Raw genomic sequence first — 23,862 nt, 5'->3', positions numbered from 1 at the left:
GGTGAGCGCGCACCGTCAGAGGCGTACCGGCATCAGGACCGAGAAGGCGTGCGCGTCGTCGGGCCGCCGCACGGCCAGCGGGGCGATCGGGCCGTCCAGCTCCAGCACGAGCTGGCCGTCGCCGGACCCCAGGGCGTCCAGCAGGTACTCCCGGTTGACCGCCACGCGAAGCGCATCCGCGCCGCCGCCCGCGCCGTTCGGGTCGACCAGGCGCAGCTCGCCGCGGCCGTCCAGACCGAGCGCCACCACCTCGTGCTCGGCGCCCTCGTGCGCGCGGTGACAGACCGGGACGCCGTCGGCGGTGAGCGCCGCCCGCAGCGCCGCGCCGTCGAACGGGATCCGGTACGCGGGTACGTCGCCGAGCTGCGCCCGCAGCAGCCGCCGGTAGTCGGGGAAGTCGTACGGCAGCGGCACCGCGGTGAGCGGCCGGCCCGCCACCGTGACGGTCACCCGGTCGGTGGCGACGACGACGTCGGCGGATTCGGCGCCGTCGGCGTCCAGCAGCGCGCGGAGGTCGTCCACAAATGCGACCGGCAGCAGCGCGCTCACCGGCGGGCCGTCGACGGTGCCGCCGACCCGGGCCACTGCCAGCCGGTGCCGGTCGGTGGCGACCAGCCGGACACCGTCCGGCTCGACCTCTACGAGCACGCCGGACAGGACCGGCAGGCCGGGGTCGGCGCCGACGGCGAAGCGTACGGCGTCCACGGCGGCGGCGAGGTCGGTGCGGGACAGCACGAGGCGGGTGGTCACGATGGTCTCCTCCGGGTCGATCAGGCTACGGATCCGGGAGAGTTCGCGACGCGCGTCGGCCAGGCCGTCCTCCAGGCGGCGCAGGTGCGCGTCCAGCAGCCGGTGCACCTCGGCCGGCCGGTGCCGGTTCCGCAGCGCCTCGGCGATGCCAGTCAGCGGCATCCCGACCCGGCGCAGCCCGGCCACCAGGCGGGCCGGGCCCACCTGCTCCTCGGTGTACCAGCGGTAGCCGGTCACCGGGTCCACCCGGGCGGGGGCCAGCACCCCGGAACGGTCGTAGAACCGCAGTGCGCTGACCGTCAACCCGCTGGCCCGGGCCAGTTCGCCGATGCTGCGAAGCTCGCTCTCCACAGCCGTCATCCTGTGACCTCAAGCGGGTCGAGGGTCAACCTCACGCCGGCAGCGTGCGGAACGTGATGCCCGCTCGTACCAGCCGGTCCAGCAGCGCGTCACCCATAGCCGCAACCGGCGTGACCTGCCCGGCGGTCTCCGGCAGGTCGTCGAAGGCCAGGCAGAGTGCCGACTCGGCCAGCATCTTGGCCGTCTCGTCGTAACCCGGGTCGCCGCCGGCCACCTCGGTCACCACCCGCCGGCCGCCGCCGGTGCCCACGAACCGCACCCGGAACCACGACCTGGCCCGCTGCTCGGCGGTCGGCCCCTGCCCGGAGGCGAGCCGCCCGAGCAGCCACCGCCGCGTCGGCGCCACCTTCACCAGCCCCACCACACCGGCCAGCCCGACGCCCGCGACCAGCACCGTGGGCAGCCGCTTCATCGCCGCGAAGTGCCGGTAGCGGAAGTCCGGGCCGTACTCCGGGCGGGCCGCCGCGGATCGGCGGACCACCTGCGGGTCGATGGTGGGCAGCGGCACCGCCCACTGGCCGAACTCGCGTACCCGGCCGACCTTGCCCGGGACCGCGCGGACCCGGCGTCCGTCCGGGCCGGGCTCCATCGCCCGGCGGGCCCGCGCCGCGCGGCTCATCTCACCGGTACGGGAGAACGCGGTGAGCGCCGAGTGGTACGTCCCGGCGGAGAACCGGCCACCGGCCCGGACGTACCCGTCCACGGCGATCGGCCCGTCGGCCGGCAGTTGCTTGACCGTGTACCAGACGCCCAGGTCGTGCGGGATCGAGTCGAAGCCGCAGGCGTGCACCAGGCGTGCCCCGGTGCGCACCGCCTCGGCGTGGTGCCGCACGTACATCCGGTCCACGAACTCCGGCTCGCCGGTGATGTCGAGGTAGTCGGTGCCGGCCGCGGCGCATGCGGCGACCAGCGGCTCGCCGTGGTGCACGTACGGGCCGACGGTCGTGGCGACCACCCGGGCGCTCTGCGCCACCGCGCGCAGCGACGCCGGGTCGGTCACGTCGGCGGTGAGCAGCGGCAGCTCGGCCAGGGCCGGGTCGATCGCGGCCAGCCGGTCCCGTACCGCTGCGAGCTTGTCCGGGTTACGCCCGGCGAGGGCCCAGCGCAGCCGGTCCGGCGCGTGCCGGGCCAGGTATTCGGCGGTCAGCCCGCCGGTGAAGCCGGTGGCGCCGAACAGGACGAGGTCGTACGGACGGTCTGCGCGCATCCGCCGAGTGTGCCATCCACGGCGCTCACCTTCACGGTGTGAAGACCACCCGGACGCAGCCGTCGGCCCGGTCCCGGAACAACGCGTACCCCTCGGCGCCGCGCTCCAGCGGCATCCGGTGCGTGGCCAGGTGCTCGGTGACCAGCTCGTCGCGGGCCATCCGTTCCAGCAGCGCCGGGATCGCGGCACCGCCCCGGCGCCGGGCGGCGCGGACGGTGAGCCCCTTGTCGGCGAACGCGCCGAGCGGGACCCGGTCCACGAAACCGGGCCGGGCGCCGAGCACCACCACCACGCCGCCCTTACGGCAGGCGTGCACCGCGTCGCGCAGCGCCGCCCCGCCGTCCGGCTCGGCCACCGGCCACCGGCCCGGCGCGGCCGGCACCCCGGAGGCGTCGACGCACACGTCCGGGCCCCGGCCGCCGCTGCGTTCGCGCAGCTCGGCGAGCACGTCCACGTACCTGTGGTTGAGCGCCTCCACGCCGTCGTGCCCGGTGACCATCCGCAGCCGGTCGTCCCGGTCGTCGACCACCACCACCCGGTCCGCGCCCCGGGCCACCGCCGCGTCGGCGGTGAGCTGACCGACCGCGCCCGCACCCCACACCGCCACCACGTCGCCGGGGGCGACCTCGCCCAGCTCGGCGCCGTACCAGCCGGCCGGCGCGGCGTCGGCGGCGAACACCGCCCGCTCGTCGCTCACCGACTCCGGCACGGCGAACGCGCCCACATCGGCGTACGGCACCCGCACGTACTCGGCGTGACCACCGGGGAAGCCGCCCAGCCGGGCCGGGCGGCCGTAACCCCCGGCGGGCGGCTGCCCCCACTCCGGCTCGGCCGCCACGCCGCTCGTACCGTTGTCGCAGCACGCCGGCAGCCCCTGCCGGCAGAACCAGCACGCACCGCAGGCGACCGCCGCGCCCACCACCACCCGGTCGGCGACCCGGTGCCGGCGTACCTCCGGCCCGACCTCGACCACGTCGCCGAGGAACTCGCGTCCGAGCACCTCTCCGGCGGACGCCTCGGGCACCTGCCCATCGAGAAGCGGCAGGTCCGCGCCGCACGTCGTGCTGCGCCGGACCCGGACGATCATGTCCTGGGCGTTGCGCAGCTCCGGATCCGGGACGCGGCGCACCTCCACCAGGCCGGTACCGGCCCAGCACAGCGCCCTCACGTCGCGATCCCCGGCCGGTCCAGCGGCGAACGGTCCGCCCGCAGCACCTCGCCGGTCTCCAGCAGCTGCTTGGTCTGCCGCAGCACGTGGCGCAGGAACCGGCCCGGGTCGTCGCCGACCAGGTGGGCGGCGAACCCCGGGAGCGTGCACTCCCCGCCCAGCGGGCGGACCGCCAGCTCCGTACCGCGCCCGCCGGGAGCCGGACGGGCCCACAGCTCGACCGCGCCTTCGAGGCGGCGCAGCGGCTCGGGCCACCGCCCGGCCGGGAGCACCTGCTCGGGCGCCCCGGCGATCGTCACCACCTGCCACCGGCCCGGCCGTGGATCGGCGCCGGACCGCCGTACCCGGCGGCGGGCCAGCACCCGCGCGCCCGCCGGAGCCAGCACCCGTGCCCCCGCCAGCGCCAGCGCGCCCGCCGCGAGCCGTCTGCTCCGCGCCACCTGACCTCCCGCCGTCCCGAGGGCGCCGACACCCGGCCGCCGCTCCGCGTGCCTACAGGGTGCGCGGCGCCCGGGTGAGCGGGGTTCGCCCGGAAGGGGTGAACCGGCGCGGTGCGGGTAACCGCTGCCCGCACCGACGGGGGGAGGGACGCATGCCGGAGGAGGCAGACCAGGTCGTCACCGCACCGAGCGGCACAAGCGACATCACCGGTACGCCCGATCTGCTCACCACCGGCCTCGATTCGCCCGATGTCGCCGGTGGTGCGCTGCCGGGTGGCCCGCCGCTGCTGGCGTCCCGGTTGACGCCGCCCGTGCCGCCGGAGCCGGTCCTGCTGCGTCCGCGGCTGCTCGACCGGCTGGAACAGGGCGCGTCCGGCCCGGTGACGCTCGTCTGCGCGCCGGCCGGCTGGGGCAAGACGACGCTGCTGTCGACGTGGGCGCAGGGGGAGCGGGCCGGGCCGGCCCCGGCCTGGGTGACGGTGGCCGAGGGGGAGACCACCCGGCGGCTCTGGGGCTACCTCGCGGCGGCCCTGCGCACCGCCGCCGCCGACGACCCGGACGACGGGCCGCCGCCGGTGCCGGACGGGCCGCCCCGGCCCGAGCAGCTCGAAACGCTCGCCGCCGCGCTCGCCGCCCGGGAGCGGCCCGTGCTGCTGGTCCTGGACGACCTGCACCGGGTCACCGACCCGGCCGCCCTGACCGGGCTGGAGTTCCTGCTCCGGCACTCCGACGGCCGGTTGCGGCTGGTGGCCGGCGGGCGTGGCGAACCACCGCTGGCGCTGCACCGCTGGCGGCTGGCCGGTGAGCTGACCGTGATCGGCGCCGACGACCTGGCGTTCACCGCCGACGAGGTGGCCGACCTGCTCGTCGCGCACGGCGTGGCCGTACCCGCCCCGGCCGTGGCCCGCCTGGCCGAGCGCACCACCGGCTGGCCGGCCGGGCTGCGCTTCGCCGCGCTCGCGCTCGGCGACGCCGCCGACCCGGCCCGCGCGGTGGAACGGTTCGCCGGTGACCAGCCGGACGTCGCCGCGTACCTGCGGGACGAGGTGCTGGCCCCGCTGGAACCGGCGACCCGCGACGTCCTGCGCCGGGTGGCGGTGGCCGTCGCGGTCCACGCCGACCTGGCCGCCGCGCTGACCGGGCGGCCCGACGCCGGGCACCTGCTCGCCGAGGCGGCCCGGGAGGGCGGTTTCCTGCACCGGGACGGCGGCAGCCCGCAGTGGTACCGGCCGCACCCGCTGCTGGCCGACGTGTTGCGCGACGAGCTGGACCGGCTGCCCGCCGACGAGGTGCGGGAGCTGCACCGGCGCGCCGCCGGGTGGTACGGCACCCATGACCGTCCGGCCGAGGCACTGCGGCACGCGCTTCTCGCCGGTGCGTGGGCCGACGCCACCGACCTGCTCGTCACCCGCTGGCCCGAGCTGGCACCGGACGAACCGGCCGCCGTACCCGCCCCACCCGAGCCGCCCGCCGAGGCGATCCGCCGGGATCCGGAGCTGGCGCTGGCCGCCGCCGCCGAGCGGGCGTACGCCGGGGATCGGGCCGCCGCCGACGTGCAGCTGCGGCGTGCGCTGGCCGCCGCCGCCGACCTGCCCGCGCCGCGCCGCGACCGGTTCGGCCGGCTGGCCGCCGCCGTGGAGCTGAGCCTCGCCCGGCTCGGCGGCGACCACGAGGAGGTACGCCGGGCCGCCGACCGCCTGCTCGCCACTGCGTCCGGCCCGCCCGCCGACGCGGGAGCCGATCCGCGCGCCGGGGCGGCCGAGCGGGACGACGTGCGCGCGGTGGCCGGTGCCGCGCACGGGCTGGCCGCGCTGGCCGAGGGGGAGCTGTCCACCGCCCGGGACCGGTTCGCCACGGCGCGGGAGGCGGCGCGGCGGGCCGGGCGGCCGCGTACCGAACTGCTCTGCGTCAGCCGCTCGGCGCTGCTGGAGGCGGCCCGGGGCGCGCTGCGGGCCGCCGAGGAACTGGCCCGGGAGGCGCTGGCGATGCCGCCGTGTCAGGGCTGGTCGTCCCGGTCCGACTGCGGTTACGCGTACCTGGCGCTGGCGATCGTGGACTGGCAGCGGGACCGGCCGGCGGAGGCCACGGCCCACCTGGCGCTCGCCGGGCCGGCCGGCGCGGAGCCGGGCGGCGCGGCGCTCACCGCGCTGTGCCGGGCCGGGCTGCTCGCCGACGGCGGGGATCCGGGCGGCGCGCTGCGCACGCTCGCCGAGGCGCGGACCGCCGCGCCCGGCCCGCAGCTGGGCGCGTGGCTCGCCGCCGACGAGGCACAGGTACGCGCCGTCGTCGGTGACGTCGACGGCGCCCGGTCGCTGCTCGACGCGGCGGGCGACGGGCCGGCGCCGGCGCTGGCGGACGCCCGGCTGCGGTTGCGCGCCGGTGACGCCCGTGCGGCCGAGCGGGCCCTGCCCGACTGGACCGGGCCCGGCGCGGCGGACTGGCCGCTGCCGGTGCGGCTGGGCGCCGGGTTGCTCGACGCGGCGCTCGCCGACGCCTCCGGTGACTCCCGGCGCGCCGGGCGGCTGCTGGAGGAGGTGCTGGCGCTCGCCGAGCCGGACGGCTTCCGGCGCGTCTTCACCCGCGCCGACCCGGGGGTACGGGATCTGCTCGCCGCGCGCCTGGATTCCGGCACCGCGTACTGGGCCACGGTGAGCGAGCTGGTGCGCGGCGTGGACGCGCAACCGGTGGCCGCGACCGCCGACGGTCCGGCCCGGACGCTCGACGAGCCGCTCACCGAGCGGGAGCTGACCATCCTGCGCTATCTCCAGAGCATCCTGTCCAACGTGGAGATCGCCGCCGAGCTGTCCCTGTCGGTGAACACGGTGAAGACGCACGTGCGCAACATCTACCGCAAGCTCGACGCGACCCGCCGGCGTGACGCCGTCCGGCGGGCGCGCGAGCTGCGGCTGATCTGACCGTCAGCCGTCGTCGGTGGCGGCGTCCACCACCGCCAGCAGTTCGGCCAGGTCGTAGCCGCCGTCGTGCCGGACGTCGTTGACGAACAACGTCGGCGTGCCGTTGACGCCGCTGCGGATGCCGCCGACGAAGTCCTGCCGGACCCGGTCGGCGTACTCCTGCCGGCCGACCTCCGCGGCGATCTCCTCCGGCGACAGGCCGATCTGCTCGACGCCCAGCGACAGGTGCACCGGGTCGAGCTGGTCCTGGTGCTGGTAGAGCCAGTCGTACATCTCCCAGAACCGGCCCCGGGCGGCGGCGGCCTCGGCGGTCTCCGCGGCGCTCTCCGCGTACGGGTGGACGTTGGTGATCGGGAAGTGCCGGTACGCCAGCCGGACCGTGTCGGCCCGCTGGCGCAGCACCTCGGCCAGGTTCGGGTACGCGGCGCCGCAGAACCGGCACTGGAAGTCGCCGTACTCGACGATGGTGACCGGCGCGTCCACCGGCCCGCGGACATGGTCCCGGTCGGTCACCGGGATCCGCAGCCGCGCGGTGGTGACCTGAAGTGGCGTGGTCATCGGGCACTCACCCGCCGATCCGCGTCCAGCCGCGCCAGCGCGTCGAGGATGCCGTCCACACCCGGGTTGACCTCGGGCGGGGACAGGTGGCTCCAGACCACCCGGCCGTCCGGGCCGACCACCACGAGCGCCCGGTCCGACTGCCCGTGCGGCGCGTACGCGCCGTACCGGCGTGACACCTCACCCTTGGGCTCGAAGTCGGCGAGCAGCGGGAACCGGATGCCCCGGCTCTCGGCGAACGCCCGGTGCGAGTCGACGCTGTCCACCGAGATGCCCAGCAGCACCGCGTCGTACCGTTCCAGCTCGGGCAGGGCGGCCTGGTAAAGGGTCATCTGCTCGCCGCACACAGGTGACCAGTCCGCGGGGTAGAACGCCAGCACCACGGGACGGCCCCGGAACTGCCCGGGGCCCACCTCGCGTCCGTCCGGCGCCGCCGGCAGCGTGAACCCTGGCGCGTCCGTGCCCGGTGTGATCAGCCCGTTCGGATCACTCATGCCGCCCACGATGCCCGCGGCCCGGGTGAGGCGGGCTCACCCGGGCGGGGTGGTTCCCGTCAGCGCACGGCGAGGTGGTTGCGCACCTCCCGGATGCCTGGTGCGTTCCACACCACCCGCTCGATCTCCTCGCGTTCGCCGGGCGAGTGGACCCGCCCGTCCAGCAGCACCGTGTCGCCGTGCACCCGCACGTCGACCTCCTCGGCCTCGGTGGCGCGGTTGCGGGCCAGCGCGTCCACGATCCGCTCGGCCAGGTCACCGCCGTCGGCGCGCACCGCGGGGCGTACCGCGATGCCGTTGCTCACCCCGCACACGCCGGTGAGCCGGGCGACCGAGCGTTCGGCGGCCCGCCGCTGGTACTCCCACTCGACCTCGCCGTGCAGCGTGACCCAGCCGTCGGCCACCGTCACCTGCAACGCCTCGATCGGCACGAACGCGTCCCACTCCAGCGCCCGTACGGCCGCGACGGCGATCTCCGGGTCCTCCCGCCCGGCCGCGGTGTCGATCCGGACGGCGAGGTCGTTGGCGACCGCGCGGACCCGGGCGACCCGGTGCGCGGCCCGCTCGGCGGCCCACTTCTTGGCGTAGCTGTCGACCCGGCCGGTGAGCGTCACCACGCCCTCGGTGACGGTCACCCCGATCTCGTCCGCGCCGACCCGCGGTTCCCAGGTCAGCTCGTCGAGCACGGCGGACTGGATGTCCCGGTCGGTACGGGTGATCGTGTCGGTGGTCATCCGGCTCTCCCTCCCGTCGATCGCGGCACGGGCACGTGGTCCCGCACCCGCGATCCTGCGCGCGTCCCGGGTGAGCGGCCCTCGCCCGGTCCGGGTGAGGCAGCACGACGGCCGCCCCGGAACCTCCCGGGGCGGCCGTCGTCGAGTCGTACGGGCGGGTCAGCCGTCCAGGCCGGCGGGCGAGTTCGGCCGGTCCACGTCCACGAACTCGATCTCCTCGGCGGCGCGGTCCCGGCTGCCGGCAGCGCGCGCCGCGGTGCCGGCGGCCCAGCCGATCGCCGCGCCGGTGAGCGCCGCCGCGATCAGCAGCGTCCAGGGCAGGGCGGGCCGGCGGCCGGCGAGCGCGTCGAACGCGAGGGACGCTCGGCGGCGTGCCTCGTCGGCGGCGGAACCGACCAGGTCGGTGGCGTCGTCGGCCAGGCCGGAGGAGCTGCGGCGGGCGGTCCGGGTGGCGTCGCGCACGCTGTCACCGGCGGAACCGACGGCGGAGAGCAGGTTCTGCCACGCCTGGTCGGCGACCCGCTCGGCCTTGCCCCGGCGGTCCAGCAGGTTGGATCCGAACATCGTTCTACCTCCTCGGGTGCCGAAGGCCGGCGGCCACTTCGGACTCCGGTGTCCATCCGGCGGGTTCACTGTCTCGGGCAGTGCCCCACCGGCGCACGCGGCAAACCCACGGGGTGGTGCCGGGCCGTGAGCAGCGAACGGGACGAACCACCCGAACGCGCCGGGACCGGTGCCGACGGGACGTGCGTGCGCCAGCTACCCTGGTCGGCGGATCGGCGGGCCCGCCCGGTCGCACGGTTGGCCGCGGCCCGCCGTACAGGGGAAACTGGAACCCGGAGGTCCGGATTGGGTACGCCCAGGTGTGCCCAGTTCGCGAATTGCTCATCCCGGGGGGTGGCGACCGGGCCGTTGGAGGAATACTCTCGGTCGCGGCCCGCGTACTGATGAGGCGCCCGTCATGGGCGAGTGGAGGTGCTCGCGTGAGCCTGTCGATCGTGAAGTCGGTGCGGCCGGGTGGTGTCGTCCAGATCGCGCCCCGTGGGGAGATCGACGTCGACACCGCGTACGAGGTGCGGGAAGCGATCGCCGAGGTGCTCGCGAAGGGCCGTCCCGCGCGGATCGAGCTGAACATGCGGCTCGTCACGTTCATCGACTCGGTCGGTATCAGCGCCATGGTCGCGGGTTTCCAGACCTGCGAGGTCAGCGGCGTCAAGCTCGTGGTCACCGAGCCGAGCCGGTTCGTGCACCGGCAGCTCTGGGTGACCGGCCTGCTCGGCCTGTTCGGCGCGCCCGAGCCGTGGTTCGCCGACGACACCCCCGAGGTGCTGCCCGGCGCCTGAGCGCCGTTCACACCCCCTGCGGCCAGGGGACCTTCTACCCGTTGCCAGTCCGGCGTCGGTACGGGACGATCGTCGCGACGCACGACGGCGAGGGGGCCCGCTTGCAGAGCAGCGACAGCTTCAGCTACACCGTGCAGGCCCGGTGCACCCGGGCCGAAGCGGTGGCCCTGCTGGGTGACCTGAGTCGCCAGGGTGAGCTGCATCCGCTGATCGTCCGGGTCCGGAAGCTGCCGGCCCGGCCGGGCGCGCTGGCCAGCTATGCGATCACCGACCGGCTGCAACTCGGCCCGCTGCACTTCCCGGTCACGTACCAGGCGGACGTGCTCGTCGCGGGCGAGGACGAGGTCGTCACCGTGGCGCGGCAGCAACCCGCGACGACCGTCCGCAACCACACCCGCCTGCGCGACGAGCCGGACGGCACGGTACGCATCGACGTGGAGATCACGCTCACCGCGCCGGCGCCGCTGTTCGGGTACGCGTTCCGCCAGGCCCGGGCGGCTCACCTTGGCCTGGCGGCTCGCCTCGGCGCGACCCTGGAGGGCCGGCCGGTCTGATCCGGCCGACCCTGCAGGGGCGTGCTCAGTACACCGACAGGTGCACGTGGTTGGTGTGGTCGCTGGACGGGTCGCCGTTGCCGCCGCTGTACGACTTCCACCCGCTGCTGGGCAGCCAGATCTGCTTGAACCAGATCACGTAGAGCACGGCGAGCGGGTCGGCGTTGCGCACGAAGTACGCGGCCAGGTTGTTGCCGTACGTCCGGTCACCGCCGGTGGCCACGCCGCCGAAGCCGCTCTTCTGCGCGGCGAAGTCGCAGGCCCGCCCCTTCGGATGCTCACCCGAGCCGCTCGGCCGGTGGCACGAGACGTACCTGGTGAAGCCGGCCGCCTTCGCCTGTTGCAGCGCGTGCAGCGTGCGCGGCGTGATGCAGCCGTTCGCCGGCGTCGGGTCGTTGACGCTGCACGACTCCGACGGCCAGGAGCCGTCCGAGTTGCGCGGCGCCGGCTTCGCGTTCTTGCTGGAGGTGCCCTGGACGCTGCCGCCGCCGCCGCTGCTGCTGCGCGACGCGCGGTCGTTCGCCACCTCCAGGGCGCGCTCGGCCTGTTCCTTGCGCTTGGCCATCACCGTCACCTGCTTGCGCTGCTCGAGGATCTCCCCGTCGAGCTGGGCGCGGGTGCGGGTGGCCTCGTCGCGGGTGGCGATCAGGTCGCGCAGCGTGCGGTCCTCGTGCGCGGCGACCTGTTCCAGGGCGGCGGCCCGGTCCATGAAGCCCTCCGGGCTGCTGCTGCCGAGCAGCGCCCCGGCGGTGCCCAGGCGGCCGTTGCGGTACGCCACGACGGCGATCTCGCCGACCTTGGCGTCGCGGACGGCAAGCTCGGCGCCGACCGTCTTGAGCTGGTCGTTGAGCTGTTTCTGGCGGGTCACCGACCGGTTCAGCGCGGCCTTCGCCTCCAGCCAGCCCTTGCTGGCCGCGTCGAGCTGGGCGCGCAGTTCCGGCGTGCCGCCCTCGTCGTCGCCGCCGGGCGCGGCGGCGAGCAGGCCGGTCGCCGGCGCCGCGGAGGCGGGGGAGACCGGAACGGTCGCGACGCCGAGGGTCAGCGTCGCGACGAGCAGGGCCGCCAACCGGGCGGCCGTCCGTCGTACAGGTGCCACTGGGGGCATTCACACGTCCTTCCGTCAACGCCGACCGGGTTAGCTGACGGGTTCGGGACGGAAGATCCCTACCGCTGACGCGGATGCACCCCACGTACGTGGTTCCCCGGCTCGTCCCTGCGGACGATTAGGCGACGGCCGCCCCACCGGGGCCGGGTGGCGTCCGCGGGTGCGGCCGCGACCGAGACTACCGGCGCTGCCCGGGCGCGGCTCCGTCGAGCAACGCCACTAGGCGGGGCAAAACCGGCATAAGACTACATTAGTCCCAGTGATTTAAGCGTGTCCTAATCACCACTCGGTCTTGCCGCACACTCCGGCCGACGCTCCGGGTTCGACCTGCAACGTGGCGTGATCGATGGAGAAGTCCTCGTGCAGGGCGGCCCGCGCGGCGGCCAGCACCCCGGCCGGGTCCGCGCCCGGGTCGGTGGTCAGGTGCGCCGAGGCCACCTCCATGCCCGAGGTGAGGGTCCAGACGTGCAGGTCGTGCACCTCGGCCACGCCCGGTACGGCGGCCAGCCGGTCGTGCACGGCGGTGACCTGGAGGTGCTCCGGCGCGGCCTGCACCAGGATGCGCAGCGCGGCCCGGCCGAGCCGCCAGGTGCGCGGCAGGATGAACACGCCGATGCCGACGGCGACGAGTGGGTCGGCCCACCACCAGTCGGTGACCGCGATGACCAGCGCGGCGGCGATCACGCCGAGCGAGCCGAGCAGGTCGCCGAGCACCTCCAGGTACGCCCCGCGCAGGTTGATGCTCTCCTTCGACCCGGCGCGCAGCAGCGCGAACGCGACGATGTTGGCGAGCAGGCCGAGTACCGCCACCACGAGCATCGGTCCGGCCAGCACCTCCGGCGGCTCGCCGAACCGGCGTACCGCCTCGACCAGGACGTAGATGGCGACGGCACCGAGCAGGACGGCGTTGGCGAGGGCGGCGAGCACCTCCAGCCGGTAGAGCCCGAACGTGCGCTGCGGGTCGGTGCCGGCCCGGCGGGTGGCGGTGATCGCCGCGAGGGCCATGCCGATGCCGAGGACGTCGGTGAACATGTGCCCGGCGTCGGAGAGCAGCGCCAGCGAGCCGGTGGTGAAGGCGGCCACCGCCTCGACCACCATCAGGGCGGCGAGCAGCGCGAACGCGGCCCAGAGGCGGCCTGCGTGGCGGTGTGCCGCATTGGCCACCGCGCCGCTGTGGTCATGACCTGCGCCCACGCCAACACCCTCCCTGCCGCGTACCGGCCCGGCCCAATGTATGTTCACATCGCTATGTATGCAAGTGAACTGTGGGTGGCGGCGGGGCCGGTCACCCCACCGGGTCGAGCGTGGTGAGGCGCTGCGTCGCCCGGGACAGCGCCACGTAGAGCGTGCGGACGCCCGAGCCGGGGTCGGCCCGGATCTCGCCCGGCGCCACCAGCACCACGCCGTCGTACTCCATGCCCTTGGCCTGGAGGCTGGTGACGACCTGGAGCCGGCCCGCGCCGAGCGCGCCCAGCCAGCCGGCCACCTCGTCCCGGCGCGGCACCGGCGTGATCACGCCGACGGTGCCCTCCACCTGCGCGAGCAGCGCCTCGGCCGCCTCGACGGTGGCCGCCGGCAGGTCGGCGGCGGGCACTGTGCGCTCGACCGGCGGCACGCCCGTGGACCGCACCGCGTCGGGCAGCGGCAGGTCCGGGTAGAGGCGGCGGATCTCCGCCGCCGCCACCGCGAAGATCTCCGCCGAGTTGCGGTAGTTGGTGGTCAGCTCGTAGCGGTGCCGCTTACGCCGGCCCAGCGCCTGGTCACGGGCCCGGTCCAGCTCCTGCGGGTCGCCGGTCCAGGCGGTCTGCGCCGGGTCACCGACCACCGTCCAGGACGCCAGCCGGCCGCGCCGGCCGATCATCCGCCACTGCATCGGCGAGACGTCCTGCGACTCGTCCACCACCACGTGCGCGTAGTCGCGGTAGTCGGCCGGACGCTCCCGCGCCGCCGCGCGGGCGGCGCGCTGCCGGTCGGCGTACGTGCTCAGCTCGCGCACGCCACCGGCGAGCTGGTACGGGTCGCGCTTGGGCCGGGCCCGCTGCACCGGCTTGCCGAGCAACGCGTCCAGCTCGTCCAGCAGCGCGATGTCGGCCACCGTCAGCCCCTCGGTCGCAAGCGTCCGGTACGCGTCGCCGAGCAGCCGGATCTCCGCCGAGGAGAGGATCCCCCCGGCGTAGCGGCGCAGCCGGTCCGGGCGGGCCAGCCAGTCCAGCACGTGCCGCGGGTGCAGCCGGGGCCACCACGCCTTGAGGAACTCGCGGAACTCGGGCCGCCCGATGATCTCGTCCTCGAATGCGGGCTGCTCCGGCAGGCGTCCCACCCGCAGCGTGCGGGCCTGCGCGTAGAGCGCGGCGAGCACCGCGTCGAACGCCGCCCGGCGTACCTCGTTGCGGCGCGCCCCACGGCCCAGCGTCCGCTCCCGGATCGCGTCCAGCGCGGGACGTTCCAGGCGCAGCAACTCGCCCCGGTACAGCAGGCGCAGCTCGGCCGGGGAGTCCGGCACCGCGTCGCGGACCGCGCGTTCCAGCACCCGGCGCATCCGCAGCGATCCCTTCACCGCCGCCACGTCCGGCGGGTCGGTGCGGGACGCGGACAGGCCGGGGAACAGCGAGCCGAGCGAGTGCAGCGTGGCGGTCTCCTCGCCGAGCGAGGGCAGCACCGAGGCGATGTACTCGACGAACACACCGGACGGGCCGACCACCAGGATGCCGCCGCCGGCGTACCGGGCCCGGTCGGAGTAGAGCAGGTATGCCGCCCGGTGCAGCGCCACCGCCGTCTTGCCGGTGCCCGGGCCGCCGGAGACGATCGTGACGCCGTTGCCGGGGGAGCGGATCGCCTCGTCCTGCTCGCGCTGGATGGTGGCGACGATGTCCCGCATGCCCCGGCCGGTGGCCCGGGACAGCGTGGCCAGCAGCGCCCCGTCGCCGACCACCGCCATGTCCGGCGGCGCGGCCTCCGGGTCCAGCAGGTCGTCCTCGATCCGGGTGACCTTCTCGGAGGCGGACTGGATCGTGCGCCGGCGCACCACGCCGCGCGGCTCGGCCGGTGTCGCCTGGTAGAACGCGGCGGCAGCGGGCGCCCGCCAGTCCACCACCAGCGTCTCCGCGTCCACGCCCCGCACCCCGAGGCGGCCGACGTGCAGCACCTGCCCGGTACGCAGGTCCAGCCGCCCGAACACGAGCCCCTCGTGCTCGGCGTCCAGCACGTGTCGGCGCTGGGCGGCGTGGAAGACCATCGCGTCCCGCTCGACAAGCGCGCCGAAGTTCCCGACCCGGGCCAGCCGGTAGCCCTCCCGCTCGGCGTCGGCCGCCGACCGGCGCAGTTCGGCCAGCCGGGCGTACACCCGGTCGAGGTGGCGCTGCTCGGCGGCGATCTCCCGGTCCAGCGTGGTCTGGTCGGTCAACGCGGATGCTCCTGTGTTCGGAGGGCACGACGGGCTGAATGAGGGTACGGGCCGCCGGCAACCGGCACGCCGGGGCATGCCGCGCACGTGGCGTACGTCGGTGCCGCCCGGAGGTGGGGAACGCTCAGAGGCGGGTCGCGGGACGGGCGGCCAGCACCCGGTCCAGCACGCCGGTGAGGGCCGCGTTCACCTCGTCGGGGCGCTCCATCATCAGCATGTGCCCGGCACCCGGGCAGACGGTCAGCTCCGTGCTGGGCAGCGCCGACGCGATCGACTCGGCGCAGGGCGGCGGCGTGAGCCGGTCCCGGTCGCCGACCAGCGCGGCGGCCGGCAGCCCGCCGAGCGCGGCGAGCGTATCCAGCCGGTGCTGGGCGCCGATCGAGGCGCGGAAACCGCCGATCGAGCGCAGCGTGGCCCGGGCCACCGCGGAGGTGACCAACCGGATGTCCGCCGGGTCGCAGCGGTCGCCGAACAGCATCCAGCGAATGCTCGGGCGCAGCGCGCGCAGCAGCGCGTGCGGGGGCCGCCAGCCGCCGCAGCGGGCCAGCACCCCGGCGCCTGTCGTCTCGGCCAGGCGGATCAGCCGGGTGATCCGGGGGGACAGACCGTACGCGGTGTGCGTGTGTCCCTCGGCGGTGGTGGAGACGAACACCAGACCGGCGGTACGCGCGGCGAACCGGTCGGGGTGGCGGTGGGCGTACTCCATCACCGTCATCCCGCCCATCGAGTGCCCGACCAGGACGACCGGACCGGACGGGACGATCTCGTCGACCACCGCCGCCAGGTCGTCACCGAGCTGGGCGAGGGTGGCGTCGCGCAGCGCCAGGCAGCTCGACCGGCCGTGGCCGCGCGCGTCGTAGGTGACCAGGCGGACCCGGCCGCCGAAGCGTTCCCGCAGCTCGGCGACCTGACGGTGCCAGCTGCGCCCGTCGAGCGTCCAGCCGTGCAGCAGGACGGCGGTGACCTCGGCGTCGACCGGCCCGGTGACGCTGACGTGCAGGCGTACGTCGTCGGGGAGCCGCAGTTCCAGGTCCGGCATCGTCCACCTCCCGGCCCGCCGATGTGTGTCCACCGGATGACCCGGCGGTGACACCGGCGTTACCCGCCATGAGACCACGGCAACCGGCCCGGAGAGAAGATTCCGGTCCGGCCCCACGGCGTCGGATCGGTGACCAGGCTGGGAGGCATGCCGTACACCAGTCCGCGCGCCGCGCTGGCCGAGCTGCTCGCCGGCAACCGCCGCTTCGTCAGCGGCCGGCCGGTGCACGGGCACGACGTCACCGCCGCCGCCGCGGTGGCCTCCGGCGACCAGCAGCCGTACGCGGTGGTGCTGGGCTGTATCGACTCGCGGGTGCCGTTGGAGGCGATCTTCGACCAGACGTTCGGTTCGATCTGCGTGATCCGTACCGGCGGGCACGTGCTGGACCGGGCCGTCCGGGGCTCGATCGAGTACGTGGTGGAGCAGCTCGGCGTACGCCTGGTGATGGTGCTGGGCCACGAGCGCTGCGGCGCGGTCGGCTCGACCGTCGAGGCGCTGCGCACCGGGCGGCGGCCCGGCGGCGACCTGGCGTACGTGGTGGACCGGATCGCCCCGGCGGTGACCGACGTCGGGTTGGACGACCCGGACGCGCATCCGCTGGCGATCCGCCGCCACGTCCGGCGCACGGTGGCCGCGTTGCGCGCCGACGACCGGCTGGCCGGGCCGGTGGAGGCCGGCGAGTTGGCGGTGGAGGGCGCGCTCTACGACCTGGCCACCGGCGAGGTCACGCTGTTGCCGCAGGAGGAGACGCGAAACCGCCCGCCGGGATGATCCCGGCGGGCGGTCGCGGTGGTGCGGGTGAGGGCGCTCAGCCCTCGAAGACGCCGGCCTCGACCAGGCGCTTCTCGGTGGCGTCCCAGCCGTGGTCCGGGTAGGACGCGGCCAGGCCGTTGATCTCGGCGCGGATCTTGGCGGCGTGGCCGGCGGCGGCCAGCACCCGGATCTCCTCGACGAAGGCGTCGGAGTCGGTGCGCAGGTGCGCGGTCTTGCCGTTGGTCAGGTTGCGCACGTAGGCGTGCTTGCCGCCGTTGAGCGGGATCAGGTACTTGAACTCGCCCAGCACGCTGAGGGCGCCACCCTGGCCAGCCTGGCCGGCCCGGACGGACGCGCGCGCGGTCTTAGAGGTGTTGCTCGCCACGGAGGTACTCCTTGCAGACGTACGGTGGGGACGGAAGGCCGTCCGGGGGCTGTGCGAGTGACGCCCGGGTGGGCGCCGGCCCGCGAAGATGTACGGCGGCACAGAGAACCGCCCAGAGAACTGTACACGACCACGACACCTGGCTGGTCGTCGCGGCGTCAGAGGGCATAACCGGGTCCGCCACCCGGGTATTTCCCGCTCCGGGGCCCGGCGAATTTTCCGATTCGCTGGCGCACCACCAGTCACACGGGTCATCATGTGTGCCAGGTACCACTCGGTAGGACGAGGTCGTAGGGGAAGACGCACCTCGGCTCACCGGGAGGTCACCGTGCCAACGCGTGGCGTCGTATACGTCCACTCGACCCCGCTCGCCGTGTGCTCGCACGTCGAGTGGGCGATCGCGCGCGTCCTCGCCGCGCCGGTCAACCTGCACTGGACGGCGCAGCCCGTCGATCCGGGCGCCCGCCGCGCCGAGTGCGGCTGGACCGGCAGCCCGGGGACCGGCGCGGAGCTGGCCGCTGCCCTCCGGCAGTGGCCCATGATCCGTTTCGAGGTCACCGAGGAACCCAGTCCCGGCGTCGACGGCGAGCGCTTCATGTACGTACCGGGCCGGGGCCTGTTCCGGGCCGCTGTCGGCGCGGCCGGCGACATCCAGCTCGGCGAGGACCGCCTCCGCAGCCTGATGACCGCCGCACGTGGCCCGGAGGCGCTGGCCCACGCCCTGGACAAGGCGCTCGGCACCGCCTGGGACGCCGAGCTGGAGCCCTACCGGTACGCCGGCGACGGCGCGCCGGTGACGCTGCTCACCCGGGTCGGGTGACGGCGGCCGAGTTGCCCCGATACGGTGGGCCGCGTGTCGATTTCCCCGCGGCGCTCCGCCGTCGCGCTCGCCGCACTGACCGCGCTGCTCGTCTCCGGGTGCTCGGACGGGCCGGACCGTCCCCGGCCCGCCCCGACGAGCCCGGCGCCGTCGTCCGCAGCGCCCGCGCCGAGTGACTCGCCGGCCGCCGATCCGGCCGCCCGCGCCGTCGCGCTCGTCGGCACGCTGAGCGACGAAGACCTGGTCGGGCAGGTGCTGATGCCCTACGCGTACGGCAGCTCGGCCACCGAGGTCTCGGCCGGTTCGGCGGCCGGGAACCGGGCGCTCGCCGGGGTCGACACCCCCGCCGAGATGGTGGCGAAGTACCGGCTCGGCGGCGTGATCCTGGTCGGCTTCAGCGCCGACGACCCCACCTCGGGCAACCAGGCCACCACGAACGTGGACAACCCGAAGCAGGTCCGTGCGCTCACCGACGGGCTGCGCGCCGCCGCCGGCAAGCTGCCCGCCGGCGGCGCGCCGTTCCTGATCGGCACCGACCAGGAGTACGGCGTGGTCACCCGGATCACCGACGGGGTGACCCTGCTGCCCAGCCCGCTCGCCGCCGGCGCCGCCGGGAACCCGGCACTCACCGAGGCCGCCTGGCGGGCCGCCGGGGCCGAGCTGGCCGCGATGGGCATCAACCTCGACTTCGCCCCGGTCGCCGACGTGCTCGCCACCCGCAGCACGGTGATCGGCTCCCGGTCCTTCGGCGCCGACCCGGCGAGCGCGTCCCCGCAGGTGGCCGGCGCGGTACGCGGCCTGCAGGCCGAGGGCGTCGGCGCCGCGGTCAAGCACTTCCCCGGGCACGGCCTCAGCGCCGAGGACTCGCACACCGAACTGCCGGTGATCAAGCAGTCCCGCGCCGAGCTGGACCGTCTCGCGTTCCCGCCGTTCCGGTCCGGCATCGGCGCCGGAGCGATGGCGGTGATGTCGGCCCACCTGGACGTCAAGGCCGTCGACCCGGGCACCCCCGCCACGTTCTCCCGCAAGCTGCTCACCGACGTGCTGCGCGGCCAGCTCGGCTTCCAGGGCGTGGTGATCACCGACGGGATGAACATGGCCCCGGCGAAGAAGTGGTCGCCGGGCGAGGCCGCCGTGCGCGCGCTCAACGCCGGCAACGACCTCATCCTGATGACCCCGAACGTCACCCAGGCGTACGACGGGCTGCGCGCCGCACTCAAGGACGGCTCACTGCCCCGCGCCCGCCTGGTCGAGGCGGTCACCCGCGTGCTGACCATGAAGTTCCGGCTGGCCGGACGGGACACCCCCGCGCTGTCCACGCTCGACGGCGCTGCGCACCGCAAGGCCGCCGACGACCTGGCGACCGCCGCCGTGACGGTGCTGCGCGGCAAGTGCGGCGGCGCGGTGACCGGCCCGGTGAGCGTGACCTCCTCCGGCGGCCGGGAGCGCACCCGCAAGCTGCTGACCGAGGCGCTCACCGCGGCCGGGGTCAAGGTCGTGCCCTCCGGCGGCACAGTGGTGCACCTGGTCGGGTACGGCGACGGGGCGAAGGACCTGAGCGCCGGCGCCGCCGTGACGGTGGCGATGGACACGCCGTACGTCCTGTCCGGTGCGAAGTCCCCGACGCTGATGGCGACCTACTCGTCCACCCGCGCCTCGATGACCGGGCTGGCCGCGGTGCTCGCCGGCAAGGCCCGCCCGGCCGGCCGCTCCCCGGTGCCGGTCTCCGGCCTGCCCGCCACCACCTGCCGGACCTGACCGCCGTCGTAACTCGGGTGCGGCCCGGGGTGGCCGGCTGGCAGGGTGGCGCACATGGGACAGGCGGCACAGGGCTTCCGGTACGTCGAGCGCGGCGACGGCACGGTGGTGATCACGCATCACGGCCGGGTCGCCGGCACGTTGCGCGGCGGCCGGGCCGCGCAGTTCCTGGCCGAGGTGGACGACGATCCGCAGCTGACCATGGCCCGGTGGACCGGCAACTACCGGCACGGCAACGAGCGGACCGCCCGGCAGCACCCCCGCAACCGCGGCTGAGACGTGCGGAAGGGCCCCTCCTCGAACGGAGAAGGGGCCCTTCGCGTCCGCTCAGGGGCGGGTGAAGACCAGCGCCACGTTGTGCCCGCCGAAGCCGAACGCGTTGTTCAGCGCCGCCGGGATCTCCATGTGACGCGCCTTGTGCGCGGCGACGTCCAGCGTCAGGCCCTCGTCCGGGTCGTCCAGGTTGATCGTCGGCGGGATCACGCCGTCCCGGATGGCCAGGATGGTGGCGATCGACTCCAGCGCGCCGGCCGCGCCGAGCAGGTGCCCGGTCATCGACTTCGTGGCGGTGAGCACCGGGTGGTCGCCGACCGCCTGACGCAGCGCGCCGATCTCCAGCATGTCCCCGACCGGGGTGGAGGTGGCGTGCGCGTTGACGTGCACGATGTCGGTACGGGCCACGTCCGCGTCGGCGACCGCCCGGGCGATGGCGCGGATGGCGCCCTCACCCTCGGCGTGCGGCTGCACGATGTCGTACGCGTCCGAGGTGATCCCCGCGCCGGCCAGGCGCGCGTACACCCGGGCGCCCCGGGCGGCGGCGTGGTCGGCGCGCTCCAGGATCACCACGCCCGCGCCCTCGCCGAGGACGAAGCCGTCGCGACCGGAGTCCCACGGCCGGGAGGCCCGTTCCGGCTCGTCGTTGCGGGTCGACATGGCCCGCATCGAGCTGAAGCCGGCGATCGGCAGCGGGTGGATGACCGCCTCGGTGCCGCCGGCCACCACCACGTCGGCCCGGCCGGCGCGGATGATGTCAAGGCCCAGCGCGATCGCCTCCGCGCCGGTCGCGCAGGCGCTGGCCACGGTGTGGACGCCGGCCTTGGCGCCCAGCTCCAGACCGACCCAGGCGGCCGGGCCGTTCGGCATCAGCATCGGGATGGTGTGCGGGGAGACCCGCCGCGGTCCGGACGCCTCCAGGATGTCGTCCTGGGCGAGCAGGGTGGTGGCGCCGCCGATGCCCGAGCCCACGCTGACCGCCAGGCGCTCCGGGTCCGGCGCGGCCTCGTCCAGACCGGCGTCGGCCCACGCCTGCTTGGCGGCGATGATGGCGATCGCCTCCGAGCGGTCCAGCCGGCGCAGCTTCACCCGGTCCAGCACCTCGGACGGGTCGACCGCCAGTTCGGCGGCGATCCGGACGGGCAGTTGCGCGGCCCACTCCTGGGTGAGCGCACTCACCCCGGAGCGGCCGGCGAGCATGGCGTCCCAGGTCGACGCGACGTCCCCGCCGAGCGGGGTCGTCGCGCCGAGCCCGGTGACGACGACGTCGGGACGACTCATGATCAGGACTGCGCCTCGATGTAGCTGACCGCGTCCCCGACGGTCTTGAGGTTCTGCACCTCGTTGTCCGGGATCTTGACGCCGAACTTCTCCTCGGCCGCCACCACGACCTCGACCATGGAGAGCGAGTCGACGTCGAGGTCGTCGGTGAAGGACTTCCCCTCGGCCACGTCGTCCGGGTTCACCCCGGCAACCTCTTCGAGGATCTCGGCGAGGCCGGCGGTGATCTCGTCACGGGTCATTGCGGTTGGTTCCTCTCATCGGGGGTTCCGGTGACCGGCGTCGCCGGTCACGCACCTCGGCGCGTTCGCGCCCGAGGGGGTCTCAGGGGCAGCGCACGACCTGACCGGCGTAGGTCAGGCCGCCGCCGAAGCCGAACAGCAGCACCGGGGCGCCCGAGGGCACCTCGCGCCGCTCGACAAGCTTCGACAGCGCCAGCGGGATGCTCGCCGCCGACGTGTTGCCGGACTCGACGATGTCCTTGGCGATGATCGCGTCCGGGATGTTCAGCCGCTTGGCGATGCCGTCGATGATCCGGGCGTTGGCCTGGTGCGGCACGAACGCGGCCAGCTCCGACGGGTCCACCCCGGCGCGTTCGCACGCCTGCAGCGCGAGCGGGGCGATCGCGGTGGTGGCCCAGCGGAACACCGACTGGCCCTCCTGGGTGATGTACGGCTGCCAGCCCTCGATCCGGACCGCGTCGCTCTTCTCCGGCGCGGAACCCCAGACCACCGGCCCGATCCCGGCCGGCTCGTCGTCGGCGGTCGCGCTGACCACGGCCGCCCCGGCGCCGTCGGCGAAGATGATGCAGGTCGAGCGGTCGGTCCAGTCGGTGAAGTCGGAGAGCTTCTCCGCGCCGATGACGATCGCGTTGCGCGCCGCGCCGGCCCGGATCGCGTGGTCGACAGTGCCCAGCGCGTACGCGAAACCGGAGCAGGCGGTGTTGAGGTCGAACGCCCCGGGCGCATTGATGCCCAGCTTGGCCGCGACCCGGCAGGCCACGTTGGGGCTGCGGTCCACCGACGAGCAGGTGGCCACTACGACCAGATCGATGTCGGCGGCGGTGAGGCCGGAGTTGGCGAGCGCCTTGCCGGCGGCGGCGGCGGCCATGTCGGCCACCGTCTCGTCGCCGGCGATCCGCCGGGTGACGATGCCGACCCGGTCCCGGATCCACTCGTCGTTGGTGTCGACCATCTGGGCGATCTCGTCGTTCGTGACGACGCGGGAGGGCTGGTAGTGCCCCATCGCGACGATCCGGCTGCCGGCCATTTAGTGCGTTCCTCCGATACGGACGAGGGGCTGGCCCGGTGCGACCGGGTCGTCGTGGTGTGCGAGCCACTCGACGAGCGGCCCGTTGTCGTGTGCGGTCACCTCGACCGGGCCCCGGCCGGTGGTGACGTGGCCGAGGACCGCACCGGCGCGTACCTCGGCGCCCTCGGCCGGTCCGGCCGACCGGTCGAGGCGTCCGGCGGCGGGGGAGACGACCACCCGGAACGACGGCGCGGTCGGGCGGGCGGCGGGGCCGGCGTGCCGGGCGATCAGGCGGCGCGCGGCGGGCAGGTCGGCCGGGGTGTTCAGGGCGACGATCTCGGGTGCGCCCTCGCCCTTGAGTTCCCGCTTGACCAGCCCGGCGAGCGTGCCGGCGGGCGGCAATTCGATCACGCCGGTGACGCCGAGGTCGGCCAGCGTACGCATGCACAGATCCCAGCGGACCGGGGCGGTCACCTGCCGGACCAGCCGGCGTACCGTCTCGGGGCCGTGCCCGACCGGTGCGCCGTCGAGGTTGGACAGCAGGATCCGGGCCGGGGCGGAGGCCGGGACACCGGCGGCGATCGCGGCGAGCGCGGTCTCGGCCGGCGCCATGTACGGCGTGTGGAACGCGCCCGCCACCTGGAGCCGGATGACCCGGGTGCGGGCCGGCGGCTCGGCGGCCAGCTTGTCCAGCGCGTCGACCGCGCCGGCGGCGACGATCTGACCGGCGCCGTTGCGGTTGGCCGGGTGCAGCCCGTGCGACTGGAGCGCGGCGAGCACCTCGTCCGGGTCGCCGCCGAGCACGGCGGCCATCCCGGTCGGCTCCAGCGCGCAGGCGGCGGCCATCTCCCGCCCGCGTACGCCGGCGAGCGTCACGGCGGCCTCGGCCGGGAGCACTCCGGCCAGCGCGGCGGCGCCCAGCTCACCGACGCTGTGCCCGGCGACCAGGCCGACGTCGTGCATCGGCAGGTGCTCGGCGGCGAGCAGCGCGGCGGCGACCAGCAGCGGCTGGGTGCGGGCGGTGTCCTTGATCTCGTCCGCGTCCGCCCGGGTGCCCAGGTGGATCAGATCCACCCCGGCGAGCGCCGACCACCAGCGCAGACGTGCCTCGGTGCCGGGGAGGTCGAGCCACGGCGTGAGGAAGCCGGGCTTCTGCGAACCCTGTCCGGGAGAGAGTACGGCGAGCACGTGTACGACTCTGACGGATCCGGGCGTGCCGCGCTGTAACGTACGGCACCAAACCGCACTAGAACCTTTAGAGGAAACCTACA

At 75.1% G+C, this 23,862-nt stretch carries 24 protein-coding genes and 1 riboswitch; of the genes, 7 read left to right on the top strand and 17 right to left on the bottom strand.

The genetic code is table 11. The annotated features are described in order from the left end of the window. Nucleotides 1–15: 15 nt before the first annotated feature. From IRY44_RS22655 to IRY44_RS22640, 4 genes are read right to left on the bottom strand one after another with little or no spacing between them, the layout of a single operon-like run. Nucleotides 16–1,110 (bottom strand): MerR family transcriptional regulator, encoded by a 1,095-nt coding sequence (locus tag IRY44_RS22655; RefSeq protein WP_194802249.1) that lies wholly within the window; start codon nt 1,108–1,110, stop codon nt 16–18. A 31-nt stretch (nt 1,111–1,141) separates the two neighbouring features. Beyond that, nucleotides 1,142–2,317 (bottom strand): trans-acting enoyl reductase family protein, encoded by a 1,176-nt coding sequence (locus IRY44_RS22650; protein ID WP_194802248.1) that lies wholly within the window; start codon nt 2,315–2,317, stop codon nt 1,142–1,144. Nucleotides 2,318–2,348: 31 nt separating this feature from the next. Further along, on the bottom strand, nt 2,349–3,485 hold the full coding sequence (locus IRY44_RS22645) for an alcohol dehydrogenase catalytic domain-containing protein (protein WP_194802247.1): 1,137 nt from the start codon (nt 3,483–3,485) through the stop codon (nt 2,349–2,351). Continuing rightward, on the bottom strand, nt 3,482–3,925 hold the full coding sequence (locus IRY44_RS22640) for a hypothetical protein (RefSeq protein ID WP_194802246.1): 444 nt from the start codon (nt 3,923–3,925) through the stop codon (nt 3,482–3,484). The genes IRY44_RS22645 and IRY44_RS22640 overlap by 4 nt, the downstream gene beginning before the upstream one ends. 152 nt (nt 3,926–4,077) lie before the next feature. Here IRY44_RS22640 and IRY44_RS22635 point away from each other — a divergent pair, with 152 nt between their 5' ends. Next, nucleotides 4,078–6,840 (top strand): LuxR C-terminal-related transcriptional regulator, encoded by a 2,763-nt coding sequence (locus tag IRY44_RS22635; protein WP_194802245.1) that lies wholly within the window; start codon nt 4,078–4,080, stop codon nt 6,838–6,840. A gap of 3 nt (nt 6,841–6,843) precedes the next feature. Here IRY44_RS22635 and IRY44_RS22630 read toward each other — a convergent pair whose 3' ends face one another. The 4 genes from IRY44_RS22630 to IRY44_RS22615 form a co-directional block, all read right to left on the bottom strand. Continuing rightward, on the bottom strand, nt 6,844–7,398 hold the full coding sequence (locus IRY44_RS22630; protein WP_194802244.1) for a DsbA family protein: 555 nt from the start codon (nt 7,396–7,398) through the stop codon (nt 6,844–6,846). After that, nucleotides 7,395–7,892, bottom strand: coding sequence for a redoxin domain-containing protein (locus IRY44_RS22625; RefSeq protein ID WP_194802243.1), 498 nt, complete (start codon nt 7,890–7,892; stop codon nt 7,395–7,397). The genes IRY44_RS22630 and IRY44_RS22625 overlap by 4 nt, the downstream gene beginning before the upstream one ends. Before the next feature lie 59 nt (nt 7,893–7,951). Next, a complete protein-coding gene (locus IRY44_RS22620) occupies nt 7,952–8,626 on the bottom strand; it encodes a BON domain-containing protein (protein ID WP_135241477.1) in 675 nt (224 codons plus the stop codon). A 159-nt stretch (nt 8,627–8,785) separates the two neighbouring features. After that, nucleotides 8,786–9,190: a hypothetical protein gene (locus IRY44_RS22615; protein ID WP_194802242.1), complete on the bottom strand. Its 405-nt coding sequence runs from the start codon at nt 9,188–9,190 to the stop codon at nt 8,786–8,788. Between the two features lie 419 nt (nt 9,191–9,609). Between IRY44_RS22615 and IRY44_RS22610 the strand changes: the two genes are divergently transcribed. Both IRY44_RS22610 and IRY44_RS22605 read left to right on the top strand, forming a co-directional pair. Further along, nucleotides 9,610–9,969 (top strand): STAS domain-containing protein, encoded by a 360-nt coding sequence (locus IRY44_RS22610; RefSeq protein ID WP_013475611.1) that lies wholly within the window; start codon nt 9,610–9,612, stop codon nt 9,967–9,969. Nucleotides 9,970–10,070: 101 nt separating this feature from the next. Beyond that, nucleotides 10,071–10,523 carry an SRPBCC family protein gene (locus IRY44_RS22605; protein WP_194802241.1) on the top strand — a complete coding sequence of 151 codons (453 nt, stop codon included), beginning with the start codon at nt 10,071–10,073 and terminating at the stop codon, nt 10,521–10,523. 25 nt (nt 10,524–10,548) lie between these two features. Here IRY44_RS22605 and IRY44_RS22600 read toward each other — a convergent pair whose 3' ends face one another. The 4 genes from IRY44_RS22600 to IRY44_RS22585 form a co-directional block, all read right to left on the bottom strand. Further along, complete coding sequence (locus IRY44_RS22600) at nt 10,549–11,628, bottom strand: hypothetical protein (RefSeq protein ID WP_194802240.1); 1,080 nt, start codon at nt 11,626–11,628, stop codon at nt 10,549–10,551. 4 nt (nt 11,629–11,632) lie between these two features. Beyond that, nucleotides 11,633–11,763: riboswitch (cyclic di-AMP (ydaO/yuaA leader) on the bottom strand. A gap of 144 nt (nt 11,764–11,907) precedes the next feature. Beyond that, nucleotides 11,908–12,822 carry a cation diffusion facilitator family transporter gene (locus tag IRY44_RS22595; RefSeq protein WP_194802239.1) on the bottom strand — a complete coding sequence of 305 codons (915 nt, stop codon included), beginning with the start codon at nt 12,820–12,822 and terminating at the stop codon, nt 11,908–11,910. Between the two features lie 91 nt (nt 12,823–12,913). Then, nucleotides 12,914–15,031 carry an AAA family ATPase gene (locus IRY44_RS22590; RefSeq protein ID WP_194802238.1) on the bottom strand — a complete coding sequence of 706 codons (2,118 nt, stop codon included), beginning with the start codon at nt 15,029–15,031 and terminating at the stop codon, nt 12,914–12,916. Nucleotides 15,032–15,155: 124 nt separating this feature from the next. Beyond that, on the bottom strand, nt 15,156–16,070 hold the full coding sequence (locus tag IRY44_RS22585; protein WP_194802237.1) for an alpha/beta fold hydrolase: 915 nt from the start codon (nt 16,068–16,070) through the stop codon (nt 15,156–15,158). Between the two features lie 147 nt (nt 16,071–16,217). On the opposite strand from IRY44_RS22585, the gene IRY44_RS22580 reads away from it, so the two are divergent. Then, a complete protein-coding gene (locus IRY44_RS22580) occupies nt 16,218–16,841 on the top strand; it encodes a carbonic anhydrase (RefSeq protein WP_194802236.1) in 624 nt (207 codons plus the stop codon). A 37-nt stretch (nt 16,842–16,878) separates the two neighbouring features. Here the strand turns inward: IRY44_RS22580 and IRY44_RS22575 are convergent, their stop codons facing one another. Then, the gene (locus IRY44_RS22575; RefSeq protein ID WP_013287842.1) at nt 16,879–17,208 is read right to left on the bottom strand and encodes a hypothetical protein; all 330 of its coding nucleotides are present in this window, start codon (nt 17,206–17,208) and stop codon (nt 16,879–16,881) included. A 328-nt stretch (nt 17,209–17,536) separates the two neighbouring features. On the opposite strand from IRY44_RS22575, the gene IRY44_RS22570 reads away from it, so the two are divergent. The 3 genes from IRY44_RS22570 to IRY44_RS22560 are packed head-to-tail and all read left to right on the top strand — an operon-like array spanning nt 17,537 to nt 20,062. After that, the gene (locus IRY44_RS22570; RefSeq protein ID WP_194802235.1) at nt 17,537–18,028 is read left to right on the top strand and encodes a DUF3145 domain-containing protein; all 492 of its coding nucleotides are present in this window, start codon (nt 17,537–17,539) and stop codon (nt 18,026–18,028) included. A gap of 33 nt (nt 18,029–18,061) precedes the next feature. Further along, complete coding sequence (locus IRY44_RS22565) at nt 18,062–19,786, top strand: glycoside hydrolase family 3 protein (RefSeq protein ID WP_194802234.1); 1,725 nt, start codon at nt 18,062–18,064, stop codon at nt 19,784–19,786. A 54-nt stretch (nt 19,787–19,840) separates the two neighbouring features. Continuing rightward, nucleotides 19,841–20,062 (top strand): hypothetical protein, encoded by a 222-nt coding sequence (locus tag IRY44_RS22560; protein ID WP_194802233.1) that lies wholly within the window; start codon nt 19,841–19,843, stop codon nt 20,060–20,062. A 51-nt stretch (nt 20,063–20,113) separates the two neighbouring features. Here the strand turns inward: IRY44_RS22560 and fabF are convergent, their stop codons facing one another. The 4 genes from fabF to IRY44_RS22540 form a co-directional block, all read right to left on the bottom strand. Beyond that, entirely contained in the window at nt 20,114–21,340 is a 1,227-nt protein-coding gene (gene fabF / locus IRY44_RS22555; RefSeq protein WP_135241466.1) for a beta-ketoacyl-ACP synthase II, read from the bottom strand. A 2-nt stretch (nt 21,341–21,342) separates the two neighbouring features. Next, entirely contained in the window at nt 21,343–21,582 is a 240-nt protein-coding gene (locus IRY44_RS22550; RefSeq protein ID WP_007072348.1) for an acyl carrier protein, read from the bottom strand. 82 nt (nt 21,583–21,664) lie between these two features. Then, nucleotides 21,665–22,609: a beta-ketoacyl-ACP synthase III gene (locus IRY44_RS22545; RefSeq protein WP_194802232.1), complete on the bottom strand. Its 945-nt coding sequence runs from the start codon at nt 22,607–22,609 to the stop codon at nt 21,665–21,667. Then, nucleotides 22,610–23,779, bottom strand: coding sequence for an acyltransferase domain-containing protein (locus IRY44_RS22540; RefSeq protein ID WP_194802231.1), 1,170 nt, complete (start codon nt 23,777–23,779; stop codon nt 22,610–22,612). It abuts the gene before it with no gap. Nucleotides 23,780–23,862: the final 83 nt, after the last annotated feature.

It is taken from the genome of Micromonospora sp. ANENR4 (genome assembly GCF_015354395.1).
GTDB lineage: Bacteria > Actinomycetota > Actinomycetes > Mycobacteriales > Micromonosporaceae > Micromonospora > Micromonospora aurantiaca.
Note: the sequence above shows the minus strand (reverse complement) of the source record. Positions and strands in the feature narration are given on the sequence as shown.

What these genes read in the sequence shown, in the direction of transcription:
- IRY44_RS22655 (WP_194802249.1), bottom strand. Translation starts at nt 1,110, where the DNA reads ATGACGGCTGTGGAGAGCGAGCTTCGCAGCATCGGCGAACTGGCCCGG.
- IRY44_RS22650 (WP_194802248.1), bottom strand. Translation starts at nt 2,317, where the DNA reads ATGCGCGCAGACCGTCCGTACGACCTCGTCCTGTTCGGCGCCACCGGC.
- IRY44_RS22635 (WP_194802245.1), top strand. Translation starts at nt 4,078, where the DNA reads ATGCCGGAGGAGGCAGACCAGGTCGTCACCGCACCGAGCGGCACAAGC.
- IRY44_RS22630 (WP_194802244.1), bottom strand. Translation starts at nt 7,398, where the DNA reads ATGACCACGCCACTTCAGGTCACCACCGCGCGGCTGCGGATCCCGGTG.
- IRY44_RS22625 (WP_194802243.1), bottom strand. Translation starts at nt 7,892, where the DNA reads ATGAGTGATCCGAACGGGCTGATCACACCGGGCACGGACGCGCCAGGG.
- IRY44_RS22620 (WP_135241477.1), bottom strand. Translation starts at nt 8,626, where the DNA reads ATGACCACCGACACGATCACCCGTACCGACCGGGACATCCAGTCCGCC.
- IRY44_RS22615 (WP_194802242.1), bottom strand. Translation starts at nt 9,190, where the DNA reads ATGTTCGGATCCAACCTGCTGGACCGCCGGGGCAAGGCCGAGCGGGTC.
- IRY44_RS22600 (WP_194802240.1), bottom strand. Translation starts at nt 11,628, where the DNA reads ATGCCCCCAGTGGCACCTGTACGACGGACGGCCGCCCGGTTGGCGGCC.
- IRY44_RS22585 (WP_194802237.1), bottom strand. Translation starts at nt 16,070, where the DNA reads ATGCCGGACCTGGAACTGCGGCTCCCCGACGACGTACGCCTGCACGTC.
- IRY44_RS22580 (WP_194802236.1), top strand. Translation starts at nt 16,218, where the DNA reads ATGCCGTACACCAGTCCGCGCGCCGCGCTGGCCGAGCTGCTCGCCGGC.
- IRY44_RS22560 (WP_194802233.1), top strand. Translation starts at nt 19,841, where the DNA reads ATGGGACAGGCGGCACAGGGCTTCCGGTACGTCGAGCGCGGCGACGGC.
- fabF (WP_135241466.1), bottom strand. Translation starts at nt 21,340, where the DNA reads ATGAGTCGTCCCGACGTCGTCGTCACCGGGCTCGGCGCGACGACCCCG.
- IRY44_RS22550 (WP_007072348.1), bottom strand. Translation starts at nt 21,582, where the DNA reads ATGACCCGTGACGAGATCACCGCCGGCCTCGCCGAGATCCTCGAAGAG.
- IRY44_RS22545 (WP_194802232.1), bottom strand. Translation starts at nt 22,609, where the DNA reads ATGGCCGGCAGCCGGATCGTCGCGATGGGGCACTACCAGCCCTCCCGC.